The sequence below is a fragment of the Azospirillum lipoferum genome, assembly GCF_024170005.1.
In the GTDB taxonomy this organism is placed as follows: Bacteria; Pseudomonadota; Alphaproteobacteria; order Azospirillales; family Azospirillaceae; genus Azospirillum; species Azospirillum lipoferum.
This window is the reverse complement of sequence record NZ_JALJXJ010000005.1, coordinates 38,389-51,236: the sequence shown is the minus strand read 5'-3', so window position 1 is coordinate 51,236 and position 12,848 is coordinate 38,389. Positions and strand designations below refer to the sequence as shown.

The window sequence follows — 12,848 nt, the reverse complement described above, 5'->3', positions numbered from 1 at the left end:
TCACACCGCCTTGCGAATGCCGCGCGTGGCGCGCGCTTCCAGTGAGCGGAAGGCGATGCCCGACAGGAATGTGATGACGAGGTACAGCGCGGCCGCGGTCAGGAAGAAGCTGAAGGGCTGGCGGGTGGAGCCGGCGCCGATCTGCGCTTGGCGCATCAGCTCGACGAGCCCGATGACCGAGATCAGAGCGGATTCCTTCAGGACAAGCTGCCAGATGTTGCCAGACCCAGGAATCGCGTGGCGCACCGCTTGAGGCAAAACGATCCGGCGAAACAATGTGACCGGTGACATCCCATAGGCTCGTGCTGCTTCGATTTCTCCTCGGGAGAGGGCTTGAACCGCCCCCCGGAAGATTTGCGCCTGATAAGCGCCAGCCACCACGCCGATGGCCAGGACGCCGGTCAGGAAGCTCGGCGCGCCAACGAACCCTCCGGAGCCGCCCGACAGCAGGGCCAAAAGCTGGCTTGAGCCGAAGTAAAAAAGATAAATGACAAGGAGGTCGGGAATGCCACGCAACACCGTCGTGTAGAGGCGTCCGGCGGCGCGGAGTATGGAAAGATGCGACAGGAGGGCCGCGGCTCCCAAGGCGCCGAGCAGGACGCTGGTCAGGAAGCCGCACGCTGCAATCGCCACCGTCAGTCCGGTTGCGGCGAGCATGTCGCGGCCCCACCCACCGGGCGCAAAGCCCATGAGTTGGACGTAGTCGTGCAATTTTGCCTCTCGTTCCGGATGCATGTTGTCCATGCACCTTTTATTGCAGCCATTGCCCGCCGGGACTTTTAGGAATCCCGGAATTCGGAATGGAAAATTTGCTTTCGGCGACTTTAATCCATCGCAAGAAGCCGCTTTTCTGCACCATCACTTGAGCGCATGATGTCTAACGGTCGTGCATGCGGTCAAATGCGAAATCGCTCGTCGTGAATAAGCAGACGTTATGGTGGAAGGATGAATCTTCGACAGGTTGAAGCGTTTCGCGCGGTGATGTTGACCGGTCAGATGACCACGGCGGCGGAGCTGCTATCCATCACCCAGCCCGCCGTCAGTCGCCTGATCCGCGATTTCGAGCATTCGACCCGCCTGCGCCTGTTCGAGCGGCGCGGCAACCAGATCATCCCGACCCAGGAGGCGGTCACGCTGATGAAGGAGGTCACGCGCTCCTTCGTCGGCTTGAACCGGATCGCCGCCGTCGCGGAGGAGATCAGCCGGCAGGCCGCCGGAACCTTGCGGATAGCCGCGATGCCGGCGCTCAGCAACGGCATTCTTCCCCGATTCCTGGCGCGCTTCCTGCGCGACAAATCCAGTCTGTACGCCGCCTTGAACGGGCTCCCCTCGTCCATGGTTATCGAAGCGGTCGCGTCCGGCCAAGCCGATGTCGGCTTCGCGGATGGTCCGCTCGACCGGCCGGGCTTTCTGATCGAAACCCGTCCCTTTGCCGCTGTCGTCGCGATTCCAGCGAACCACCCGCTGGCGCAGAAGGCGCTGATCCATCCGGCCGACCTCGACCGGCAACGGATGATCTCCCTGGAGCCGGGAACCATCTTCGCGTCGAGGGTCGATGTGGCCCTTGCCGGAGTCTCACGCCTGCCCACGCTGGAAGCTCGGCTCTCCCATACGGCGTTGATGCTGGTCAGCGAGGGAGCGGGCATCGCCATCATCGACCCGACCGCCGCTTGGGAGTTCGAAGGGCGCGGCGTTGTCACCCGCCCCTTCAGCGTCTACATCGACGCGAGTTTCCTGGTGATCCGCCCACCGAACCAGGGTGCGTCGGCGATCGTCGACCGCTTCGTCCAGGAGTTCTGGGAATTCCATGATCGCGAGGTGCCGGAGCGCCGTGACTGACTGGGGTTGAAGTCCGCGAGCGCGCGGTTCGGATGATGTTCGAACACAAAGGCGAGCATGCCTCGCGGTGCGTGGCGATCAACCCGACCGCGGCGCTGCTCAGCTGACGCTTATCGCGCTGCCCTCGGTGAGGCAGCCTGTTGCAGCGAGGTGCCGCCGGCCGGAACCTCCCCCCGCCAAAGCCAAGCATCCCGGAAAAAATTCGCATTGACTCCGGCGGCACCACATGAGAGCGTTCTCACATTGAGAGCGCTCTCAGGGCCATGTCCCCGCTCTCGATGAAATTCATCCAAGTTTTGTGGAGTGCGTCGTGTCGTCTGAAAAGACCCTCAACACGGGCCTGCCGTTGCGCCCGATCGAACCCGATTTCGCGCCGACGTTGCGGGGCGTATTGGAAAAGCAAGAAATTGCGCAGCGGATCGCACGCGACGCCATCCGGGACGGCGTTACCGACGTCGTGTTCGTCGGGTGCGGCGGGTCCTATTCCTCGTCGATCCATGCCGCCACTTTTCTGGAGGCGCGTTCGACCAGACTGACGATCCGCAACATCAATGCGGCGGAGTTCCAGGCCCTGCCTCCCGCCCGCCTGGGACCGAAGATGCTGGTCGTGGCGTCTTCGCATTCCGGCGGCACGCCGGAAACCGTGGCCGCCGCCAAATTCGCCCGCGAGCGGGGCGCCCGTCTGGTTGCGGTCAGCCGCGACGACGACAATCCCCTGGTCAACACCTCCCATTATTCGCTGAGCTATGGCAGCGAGCGGACGGTGACCTCATCGAAACAGATCCTGCTGGCCCAGTTGGGGCAGGCGCTGCTCGAGGAAACCGGCGAACCGGTGGACCCTGCCATCCGGACGGCGTTCGAAGTGCTGCCGGCCGCCCTGCTCGCGGCACAGGAACAGGCCGACCCCAAGCTCGCCGGGATCGCCCGGCAGCTCAGCGCCGAGCGGCCGACCTATGTGGTCTCGTCCGGCCCCAACATGGGTGCCGCCTTTTCGCTGTCGCTCTGCTATTTCATGGAAATGCAGTGGATGAACGCGAGCAACATCGACGCCGGCGACTATCTGCACGGGCCGTTCGAGATGCTGACCGACAACGCCTCGCTGATCGTGTTCCAGGGCGAGGACGCGACGCGCCCGCTGACGGAGCGCGTCATCAGGTTCGCGGAGCGTCACGGCACGCACGTGTTCGTCATCGACAGCCGCGAGTTCCCGCTGACCGGGGTTCCGGAGCACCTGCGCGGCGAGATCTCCGCCATCGCGCTGGGCGTGCTGGGCACCCGCCTGGCCGACCATCGGGAAGCGGCGACCGGCCATTCGCTGGACGAGCGCCGGTACATGCACAAGGTCGAGTACTGAGCCATGGCGGTGCGGCTCTGTGGGGTCGGCGACAACGTCGTCGACCGCTACCTTCACCTCGACCTGATGTTCCCCGGAGGCAACGCCCTGAACGTCGCCGTGTTCGCAAGACGGGCGGGCGCCGAGGCCGGTTACATCGGGATCATCGGCGACGACCTGTCCGGAACATTGGTGCGGAACGCGCTGGTCGCCGAGAAGGTCGAGATCACCCGCCTGCGGATCAACGAGAGCTTCAACGCCTTCTCGCAGATCGGCATCGACCAGGACGGCAACCGGTACTTCATCGGGTCGACGCCGCCGCCCTACCGGCTGCGGCTCGACCGGGCGGACCTGGATCATGTCTCCACTTATGACTTCGTCCATACCGGCGACTATGGTCAGGTCGAGGGACAACTGGCCGATCTGTCGGCGGCGGCCCGGCTGTCCTTCGACTTCGGGTCCAAGCCGGCGGACTACGCCGACCCCCTGCTGCCCCATATCCGGATCGCAACCTTCTCCGGTTCCGGCCTGGACGACGCCGGGGTGCTGGCGCTGATCCGCTGGGCCCAGGCCAGGGGGCCCGACACCGTGATCGTGACGCGGGGGGCCGAAGGATCGACGGTCGCAGTCGGCGAGGCGATCCACCATGAACCGGCGGTGCCGGTGACGGTGACGGACAGCCTGGGTGCAGGCGATGCCTATACCGCGACGTTCATCGTGGCGCTGGGCGCTGGTGCATCCCTGCCCGAGGCGGCGCATCGCGCGGCGGCCGCTGCCGGCGAGGTCTGCACACGGTTCGGCGCGTTCGGGCATGAGGCACCGATGGCGCCACTTCCCGTCACGGTGACGACGGGCTGACATCCAAGGATTGGCGAACACCCCAGCGGCAAAGGTGCGAGGGAGACCATGGCTTCATCGATAGAAATCGCGGGACTGAGAAAGAACTACGGCTCGCTGAGCGTCCTCGACGACATCTCCGTCTCGATCAAGGCCGCCGAGTTCCTGACGCTGCTGGGACCCTCCGGTTCGGGTAAGACCACGCTCCTGATGACGATCGCCGGCTTCGTGCGGCCGAACTCCGGCAGCATCAAGGTGGACGGCCGGGAGATCGTGACCCTGGCGCCCCACAAGCGGAACATCGGCATGGTGTTCCAGAACTACGCGCTTTTCCCGCACATGAGCGTGGGGGAGAACGTCGCCTATCCCCTCAAGCTGCGCGGCGTCGGGCGTGCCGAGCGGGATGACAGGGCCAAGCGTGCGCTGATGGCGGTCCGGATGGACCAATATGCCGACCGGCGCATCGACCAGCTTTCCGGTGGACAGCGGCAGCGGGTGGCGGTCGCCCGCGCCATCGTTTTCGAGCCGAACATCATCCTGATGGACGAACCGCTCTCCGCCCTCGACAAGCGGCTGCGCGAGGAAATGCAGGTCGAACTGAAGCGCCTTCACGAAACGCTTGGCCGCACGATCGTCTACGTCACCCACGACCAGAAGGAGGCGCTGACCATGTCCGACCGGGTGGCGGTGCTGAAGGCCGGCCGCATCCACCAGATCGCCTCGCCGCGCGACATCTACGACAAGCCGATCGACCGCTTCGTCGCCGACTTCATCGGCGACAGCGCCTTCGTGCCGCTGACGGCCAGGGAGGGTGGCGTCGATCTCGAATTCTCTGAAGGGTTCCGGGCGGCACATGTCACCGGCAAGGCCGATCCCCTGCTGCTGCTGCGCCCGGAGAAGATCGAGATCGTCCCGTCGTCCTCTGATCGCCAGCCGGACCTGATCCATTTCGATGGGGTGGCGGAGGAGGTGCTGTTCCAGGGCGATCTGGTGGTCGTCCACGCCAAATTGCCCGACGGCACGCGCCTGAAGCTGCAGCGGGGAACGCGCCGGAACACGATGCGCGGCCTTCCCGATATCGGCAGCCGGTTCCGCATGGCGATCCACGAGGAGGACGCCTGGGTGGTCAGCGGGGCTTCAGCCGGAGACCACGCGCGATGACTCTCCCACTGAACGCGCGCCTGCTGTCCGTGCTGGAGGCCCGGAACAGGGCCGAACTGGCGCTGATGGTGCTGCCGGGTCTGATGATCGTGGCGCTGGTGATCGTCCCGGCGATCTGGCTGGGCATTCTGTCCTTCTCGGTCGACGGGGTGCCGTCGCTGGCCCATTACCAGCGCATGATCGACAATTCCAGCTATGCGGCGATCTTCCTGACGACCTTCCAACTGGCCGGGCTGGTGACGGCGATAACGGTGCTGGTCGGCTATCCCGCGACCTACGCGATAACGCTGCTTCCGCCGCGCCTGTCGGCGCTGGCGCTGGCCTGCGTCGCCATTCCGTTCTGGACCTCGCTGCTGGTTCGGACCTACGCCTGGATGGTGATCCTGCAACGGAACGGCATTCTCAACGGCTGGCTGCTGGACGCCGGGCTGATCGAGCGGCCGTTGCGGATGTCCAACAGCTTCTTCGGGACGACGATCGGCATGGTCCACATCATGCTGCCCTTCTTCATCTTTCCGCTCTATGCGTCGATGCGGTCGATCGACGGCAACCTGACACGGGCGGCCTACAGCCTGGGCGCCACGCCGACGCGGGCCTTCTTCGACGTGTTCCTGCCGCTGTCGAAGCAGGGCCTGATCGCCGGAGCCCTGCTGACCTTCGTGCTCTGTCTCGGCTTCTACGTGACCCCGCAGCTTCTGGGCGGCGGCAACGTCACGACCCTGTCGATCAAGATCCAGCAGAACGTCATCGTCTACGCCGACTGGGGCGCCGCCAGCGCGCTGGCCGTCGTGCTGGTCGTGATCGTCGGCCTGATGCTGGTCGCGAGCCGCCTGCTCGGCGGGCGCGGCACCGATTGAGGAGGACGGGAGATGGATTCCACGAACGCCTACCTGCCGCCATGGCGGCGCCTCTGGCTCCACGCGCTGCTGGTGATCGTCCTGTTCTTCCTGCTGGCTCCTGTGCTGGTGGTCGTGCCGATGAGCTTCTCGGCATCCAATTACCTGGAGTTCCCGCCGCGGGAGTGGTCGCTTCGCTGGTACGGGACCTTCTTCGGCTCGTCGGAGTGGCTGCACGCCACCCGCACGTCGCTGATCGTCGCGGGCCTGACGACGCTTCTGGCGACGCCCCTGGGCGTGGCGGCGGCAGCGGCCTTGTCGCGAAGCCGGATCACGACCGCGCAGATCCTGAAGGGGGTGTTCCTGCTGCCTCAGGTCGTGCCGGTCATCATCCTGGGCATCGGTGTCTTCTTCCTCTACATCCGGCTTGGACTGGTCAATTCGCTGCCGGGCATCGTCATGGCCCACACCGCCCTTGCCCTGCCCTTCGTGGTGGTGACCACGCTGTCCGGGCTGAAGACATTCGACCACAACCTTGAAATCGCGGCGCAGAGCCTGGGCGCCCATCCCGTCCGGGCGTTCCTCGGCATCACGCTGCCGCGGATCAAGCTGTCGGTCCTGGCCGGCGCGCTGTTCGCCTTCATCACCTCGCTGGACGAAGTGGTGATTTCACTGTTCATCGCCGGCGGCGACAACACGCTGCTGACGAAGAAGATGTTCCTGTCGCTGCGCGACCAGCTGGATCCGACGATCGCGGCGGTGTCCTCGATCCTGATCGTCATGAGCATCGTCGGCGTGTTCATCTTCATGGTGGCCGCCGGGCCCGGCAAGGATGGGCGGCGGCCCTGAGGGACCGCCGCCACCCAAGCGTCAACCCGGCATCAGCCCGGCATCACGCCGCCAGTGCCGCACGGATACGGTCCACGCACTGGCGGACCGGCGTCAGCGGGTCGAGCGCATAGCGCGAAGCCGAAAACTCGAACGACAGGCAGCCGCCGTAGCCGGCCGCCGCCAGATCGTTCAGATAGGTTTCCATCGGCAGTTTGCCGTCGCCCCAGGCCATGTGACCAGCGGGATTTCCATCGATGAAGTGGACATGGCGGATGTCGTCGCCGAACGCCGCCGTGTAGTCGGTCACGCTCTCCCCGGCCACCGCCATGGCGACGGTGTCGAGCGCGATCTTGAGGTTCGGCGTGCCGGCGTCGGAGCGCATCCGGATCAGGTCCGCCACTGACAGGACAAGGTTGGACTCCCGCGGCTGAAGGGCTTCCAGCACTCCGGTGACGCCCAACGACGCGGCGTGATCGGCGATCTCGCCCAAGGCGTCGGCCGAACGCCGCCATGCCGGTTCACGCGGATGGTCCTGATATCCGGCGCCCGACGTCAGGAACAGGTGGGGGCATTCGAGTTCCGATGCGATCTCCGCCGCGCGGCGGAAGAATGCGATGCTGCGATCCCGCAGCCAATCCTCGGCCGATGCGATGTTGATCGGATAGAGGATCTGCTCCGGCGTGAAGCAGGCCAGCCTGAGGCCGCGCTCTCTCAACTGGCCCTTGATCCGCTTCAGGTCCGCCGATGTCACGTGATCGACATGCAGGTGGGGCGCCACACCCCAGATCTCCACGGTTTGGAGATCGAGCGCCACCATGTCGTCCAGGAAGCGGTCGAACGAGAAGCGGTAGTAGCTGAAATTGGTGCCGCAAAGCTGGCTTGGGCTGAGCTTGGTCAATGGTTTCTCCTGTCTGGATCGAACCCACCCGCTCTGCTCTTTCGACTCCTGCGCAGGATCTGCCTTGACAGGAGCGCCGTCGGGTAAGAACGTTCTCACACACTATGAGAACGATCTCATGACAAAACAAGGCTCACGTTTCCGGGAAAGAGGACCATCATGACAGTGAAATCCCTGCCTACCATTGCCCTGCCGGGGGTCCTGTCCGGCCTCCTGATGGCGGCGGTCCCGCTCGGCGCCGCCGGCGCGCAGCAGCTGACGGTCGCCACCGGGGGCGGCATCATCGCCGACGCGGAGCGCGCCGCTTTCTTCGAACCGACCGCCAAGGCATTGGGCGTGACGTTCAAGGAGGAAACCATCCAGAACGTGCGTGACATCCGGCTTCAGGTCCGCAGCGGGGCCGTCACCTGGGACATTGCGCAGCTCGGCCTGGACGAGTGCCAGCAGGCCGCCAAGGAAGGCATCCTGGAGAAGATCGACCGGAAGATCGTCAACACCGACGGCATCGAGTCCCCGTCGGACATGGATTACTGCATTCCCGCCTACTACTACAGCACGGTCATCGCCTGGAACACCAAGACCGGGCAACCCGGCGGCAAGACGATGAAGAGCTGGGCCGACTTCTTCGACACCAAGGCGTTCCCCGGCGCCCGCTCCGTCTTCAAATATCCGCGCGGCAATCTGGAAATGGCACTGCTGGCCGACGGCGTGGCACCCGACAAGCTTTATCCGCTGGACGTGGACCGGGCATTCAAAAAGCTGGAGCAGATCAAGCCGCAGATCGAAGCCTGGTGGGACTCGGGCGCCCAATCCGCGCAGCTGCTCAAGGACGGCGAGGTCGACTACATCCAGATCTGGAATGGCCGGGCCTCCAGCGTGATGCGCGACGGCGGCAAGGCCGGCTTCACCTTCAACCAGGGCATCCTGACCGGCGACGCCTTCGCCATTCCCAAAGGCGCGCCGCACAAGGACATGGCGATGAAGGCGCTGGCGATGTTCTTCTCGCCCGAGCAGCAGGCGCATTTTCCGCTGACCGTCGACTACGGTCCGTCCAACCTGAAAGCCTTCAAAACCGGGATCCTGTCGCCGGAGCAGATCGCCCGGATCAACACCTCGCCGGAAAACATGAAGACCCAGATCAAGCTGGACGAGGTCTGGTGGGCTGAAAACAACGCCGCCGTGCTGGAGCGCTGGGACAACTTCGTGCAGCGCTGACGAACCGGCCGTTTCGGTCGACCAGCTTGAAAGGACGCGCTTGATGGGTTTGATCGTGGACGACGTGACCGCCGACGCCGATTTCCCGACGGAAACGGCGGTCGTGGTGATCGGCGGCGGCATCGTCGGGGCGAGTACGGCACTCTTCCTCGCCCGCAAGGGCGTTCCGGTCGTGCTTTGTGAGAAGGGCCGTATCGCCGGTGAGCAATCCAGCCGCAACTGGGGCTGGATCATCACCTGCGGACGCGACGATCGGGAAATCCCCATCAGCGTCCTGTCGGCACGCCTGTGGAGCGGGATGACGGCACTGGTCGAAGCCGACATCGGGTACCGGGCCACCGGCATCGCGCGGCTTTACGACAGCGACGCTCCCATCGCGGTCGCCGAGTCCTGGATCCGCAGGGCGGTCCCCCAAGGCCTCGGCGCCCGCATTCTCTCCAGCGCCGAGGTCGCCTCCCTTTTCCCCGGCGCCACCCGGCCGTTCAAGGGCGGGCTGTTCGCCGACGGCGACGCCGTTGCCGAACCGCAACGCGCGGCGCCGGCAATCGCCAGGGCCGCCCAGCGCGACGGCGCCATCATCCTGACCACCTGTGCCGTGCGGGCGCTGGATACCGAAGCCGGCCGCGTTTCCGGCGTGTGGACCGAACGGGGCCGGATCAAGGCGGATGCGGTCGTGCTGGCGGGCGGAGCCTGGAGCCGGCTGTTCTGCGACAGCCTGGACGTCAGGCTGTCGCAGCTGCCGGTGCAGGCGTCGGTCATGAGGACGGCTCCCCTGGCCGGCGGTCCGTTGCCGGCGGCGGTGACGCAACACTACTCGTTCCGGCGCCGGGCGGATGGCGGCTACACCATCGGCGATCCCTTCAACACGCTGGCCCCGATCACGCCGTCCAGCTTCCGGTTCATGCGCGACTTCACGCCGATGCTGCGCATGTCGTGGCGCCGGCTGCGGCCGACCGCCGGTCGTTTCATGACCGAGCTGCGTGATGCGCGCCGCCGTCCCCCGGATGCAGCCTCGGCCTACGAGGGGACCCGCGTCAATGACCCTGACCCAAATCAGCGCTTCATCGACGAGACAAGACGACGGCTTGTCGAACGGTTCCCGATCTTTGGAACCGTGCCGGTCGAGCAGAGCTGGGCCGGACTGCTGGACGTCACCCCCGACGCGATCCCGGTGATCTCCAGCGTTCCGGCCATCCCGGGGTTCCATGTCGGCACCGGCTTCTCGGGCCACGGCTTCACGCTCGGTCCCGGCGCTGGGCATGTGCTGGCGGACCTCGCCACCAACACGAGGCCGTCCGTCGACGTGACGCCCTTCTCGATCACCCGGTTCACCGACGGCTCCCGTCCCGATCCGCAGGTCGGCTTCTAGGCTCCCGATCCGCGAACGGCCCTGGCGATCGGCTTTGCCCGGTTGGGAAAGTTGAGTAGCATGCGTCGCCCGATCCGCTCCGGATGGGGTGCTCCCGGCGATATTGAAACTGAAGAACCTCAAGGCATGGCATCCTCCCCGATGAACACCGAGCGCCGCCGAGCCACCATCGCCGACGTGGCCAGGGAGGCGGGCGTATCCGCCGCGACGGCAGGGCGCGCGCTCGGCGACTATGGCTATGTGCGGGAAGAAATCCGCGAGCGGGTGCGCAAGGCCGCCGAAGCGTTGGGCTACCGGCCGAACAGCCTGGCGCGCAGCATGATCACCGGCCGCACCAACACGATCGGCGTCGTCGGCGCCGACATTGCCAACCCGTTCTTCGCCAGCGCCATGCGGGGAATCGGGGACGTTGCACGGCAAGAAGGCTTCGGCACCATCCTGACCAACAGCGACGAGGATGTGGCCCTGGAACGGGAAGCGGTCGGTCTGCTGCTGCAAAAGCAGGTCGACGGCATCATCGTGTCACCTGCGAGCCCGGTCGAGACCGGCCACCTGATCGAGGCGGCACAGAGCGGCACGCCCGTGGTGCTGCTCGACCGCGATGTCGCGGGACTGACGGCCGACGCGGTCCTGACCGACAGCGTAAGCGCCAGCCGGACCGCGGTCGGCCACCTGCTCGGCCTGGGACACCGGCGGATCGCGATCATCGCGGAGCTTCGCACAGCCCACGACAAGGAATGGCCGAACTGGATCGGCTCCGCAACGGAGCCGGATGTCCAGATGCTGATGCCGAGTGGCGCTCGTCTGCTGGGGTACATCCAGGCGCACGAGGCAGCGGGTGTCCCGATCGACCCGGCTCTGATCCGCGGCACCGGGTCCTACGATCCCGCCACGGCTCGGGAGCAGACGCTGGCGGCGCTGAGGCTCGATCCGCCACCATCGGCGATCTTCACGGTGGACAACGTCATGACTCACGGCGCCTATCAGGCCTGCCGCAGCATGGGTATCCGCATACCGGAAGACCTGTCGTTCGTGGCGTATGACGACATGGAGTGGATGACCTTCGTGGAACCGAACATCACTGCCCTGTCACAACCGGTTTACGAGATGGGCAAGGCGGCCGCCGAAATGCTCATTCGCCGTCTGCGCTCCCCCGACGTCGAGCCCGCCAAGCGCTTTCTCGACACGAAGCTGATCGTGCGGGGGTCGACGACGGCGCCGCGCTGAAGGGATGATGTGGTGGACGGCCCTTCCACCTTCTGGGATCGGTGGCAAGCTGATGCCGTCGAAGAGACCAGCTCAGAGGGGCCGTCGATGGACGAGGGGCTCTGTTGCAAAGTTGGCCGGCACGCGGCGGAATGGCTGGACGCTTGAGGGAGTCAAGCCGTGTCGGACTTTTAAGGGGTGCCACTTCGAGGGTGAGATCGTGCTCTGGGCGGTGCGTGGTACTGCCGATACGGCACGTCTCATGGCTCACGGTGATGCCGCGGGCCGCCACAGCATCTCCTCGACCATACGCAGGCTCAAGGGGAAGCGGAAGTAGAGCCACACCGCTATCGTGATGACCTCGGCGGGGAAGCGGTAGCCGACGTAGCGGGGATCACGGGGCGTCGTCATGGCAACCCTGTACTCGCACCTCTGCCGCTCCGCCACCGTGGACTTGACGGTGCCCTGGCCGCCTGAGGCACCGGTCTCTGGATATCCGTGGCCGAACGGCGCCAGCAACCATGGTCGGTGCCAGCGAGTTGACGGTGCCATCCGGCGAGATGCGGAAGATCAACCGGCTCGTTTGGCCAGCACCTTAAGCGAGCCCTTCTTCTTGCCGCGATCTGCCCGATCAAGGATCTCAGAAATGATCCTCATCACATGCTGGCCGGCATTCGGGATGCTGTTGTTCTGGGTGCTGATCTGCGCACCTTCAAGCATGAAGCTAATCTCTACCGCGGCAGCCTCCGGGTCTGGAATGCCCGCCCCTTCACAAAGCACCGCCACCCGTTGCGCCTGCCTCTTTTTATGGGCTTCAATTAGCAAACGAACGGGATCATTCGGGTCAGGCAGTTCCGCGATTGAGTTGATGAATGGACATCCTCGATGCGACGTCGTTGCCAGGGTATCAGCGATGTGCTTGGCCCAGCCATACAATTGAGCGCGGGGATCTCCCGGGTAGGTCTTCTCAAGGTCGTCCAGAATGGCAGCGTATTGCGCCGTGACAATCCGGATCCATTCGGCGATAAGGTTTTCCTTAGAGCCGAAATGCCGGTAGACCGCAGCTTTGGTCGTTTCGGCTTTGGTGGCAACATCCTCAACCGTTACACGCCGGATGCCCAAGTTGAAGAATAGATCTTCTGCGGCATCTAGAATTCGCTCTCTTGGAGGGAGCCGCATGATTCGGCCTTCGCGCATGTCCATTCCCCCTTCGGTGAGCGTCAGCGAGGAATGTAGTTGGACCGGTCCGTGCAGGCAAACCCAAACGGCATCGTGTGATCGCTCTGAACCGCGTCGGTTTTGTCGGTGACTGTATCCAGGCTG

Annotated in this window: 12 protein-coding genes and 1 pseudogene; 9 read left to right on the top strand and 4 right to left on the bottom strand. The window is 65.0% G+C overall.

Annotated elements, in window-relative coordinates:
• Positions 1 to 744: an ABC transporter permease gene (locus J2848_RS12680; RefSeq protein WP_281288566.1), complete on the bottom strand. Its 744-nt coding sequence runs from the start codon at positions 742 to 744 to the stop codon at positions 1 to 3.
• A gap of 201 nt (positions 745 to 945) precedes the next feature.
• Between J2848_RS12680 and J2848_RS12675 the strand changes: the two genes are divergently transcribed.
• The 6 genes from J2848_RS12675 to J2848_RS12650 all read left to right on the top strand — a co-directional run bounded on the left by J2848_RS12675 (position 946) and on the right by J2848_RS12650 (position 6,855).
• Entirely contained in the window at positions 946 to 1,839 is an 894-nt protein-coding gene (locus J2848_RS12675; protein ID WP_149231374.1) for a LysR substrate-binding domain-containing protein, read from the top strand.
• Positions 1,840 to 2,149: 310 nt separating this feature from the next.
• A complete protein-coding gene (locus tag J2848_RS12670) occupies positions 2,150 to 3,193 on the top strand; it encodes an SIS domain-containing protein (protein WP_170307029.1) in 1,044 nt (347 codons plus the stop codon).
• A gap of 3 nt (positions 3,194 to 3,196) precedes the next feature.
• Complete coding sequence (locus J2848_RS12665; protein ID WP_246193847.1) at positions 3,197 to 4,030, top strand: PfkB family carbohydrate kinase; 834 nt, start codon at positions 3,197 to 3,199, stop codon at positions 4,028 to 4,030.
• A 48-nt stretch (positions 4,031 to 4,078) separates the two neighbouring features.
• Complete coding sequence (locus J2848_RS12660; RefSeq protein ID WP_149231372.1) at positions 4,079 to 5,170, top strand: ABC transporter ATP-binding protein; 1,092 nt, start codon at positions 4,079 to 4,081, stop codon at positions 5,168 to 5,170.
• Positions 5,167 to 6,027 carry an ABC transporter permease gene (locus tag J2848_RS12655; protein WP_149231371.1) on the top strand — a complete coding sequence of 287 codons (861 nt, stop codon included), beginning with the start codon at positions 5,167 to 5,169 and terminating at the stop codon, positions 6,025 to 6,027. Before J2848_RS12660 ends, J2848_RS12655 begins: the two co-directional genes overlap by 4 nt.
• 12 nt (positions 6,028 to 6,039) lie before the next feature.
• The gene (locus J2848_RS12650) at positions 6,040 to 6,855 is read left to right on the top strand and encodes an ABC transporter permease (RefSeq protein ID WP_149231370.1); all 816 of its coding nucleotides are present in this window, start codon (positions 6,040 to 6,042) and stop codon (positions 6,853 to 6,855) included.
• Positions 6,856 to 6,898: 43 nt separating this feature from the next.
• On the opposite strand, the gene J2848_RS12645 is transcribed toward J2848_RS12650, so the two are convergent.
• Positions 6,899 to 7,735, bottom strand: a complete 837-nt coding sequence (locus J2848_RS12645) for a sugar phosphate isomerase/epimerase family protein (protein ID WP_211103103.1) — start codon at positions 7,733 to 7,735, stop codon at positions 6,899 to 6,901.
• A 159-nt stretch (positions 7,736 to 7,894) separates the two neighbouring features.
• On the opposite strand from J2848_RS12645, the gene J2848_RS12640 reads away from it, so the two are divergent.
• From J2848_RS12640 to J2848_RS12630, 3 genes are read left to right on the top strand one after another with little or no spacing between them, the layout of a single operon-like run.
• Positions 7,895 to 8,950: an ABC transporter substrate-binding protein gene (locus J2848_RS12640; RefSeq protein WP_149231369.1), complete on the top strand. Its 1,056-nt coding sequence runs from the start codon at positions 7,895 to 7,897 to the stop codon at positions 8,948 to 8,950.
• Between the two features lie 43 nt (positions 8,951 to 8,993).
• On the top strand, positions 8,994 to 10,319 hold the full coding sequence (locus J2848_RS12635) for an NAD(P)/FAD-dependent oxidoreductase (protein ID WP_149231368.1): 1,326 nt from the start codon (positions 8,994 to 8,996) through the stop codon (positions 10,317 to 10,319).
• 60 nt (positions 10,320 to 10,379) lie between these two features.
• Positions 10,380 to 11,546, top strand: coding sequence for a LacI family DNA-binding transcriptional regulator (locus tag J2848_RS12630; protein WP_149231367.1), 1,167 nt, complete (start codon positions 10,380 to 10,382; stop codon positions 11,544 to 11,546).
• 229 nt (positions 11,547 to 11,775) lie between these two features.
• On the opposite strand, the pseudogene J2848_RS12625 reads toward J2848_RS12630, so the two are convergent.
• Together J2848_RS12625 and J2848_RS12620 are read right to left on the bottom strand one after the other, a co-directional pair.
• A pseudogene (locus J2848_RS12625) lies at positions 11,776 to 11,936 on the bottom strand (IS6 family transposase); the annotation flags it as partial.
• A 159-nt stretch (positions 11,937 to 12,095) separates the two neighbouring features.
• Positions 12,096 to 12,728, bottom strand: coding sequence for a TetR/AcrR family transcriptional regulator (locus J2848_RS12620; RefSeq protein WP_149231366.1), 633 nt, complete (start codon positions 12,726 to 12,728; stop codon positions 12,096 to 12,098).
• Between the last annotated feature and the right edge of the window lie 120 nt (positions 12,729 to 12,848).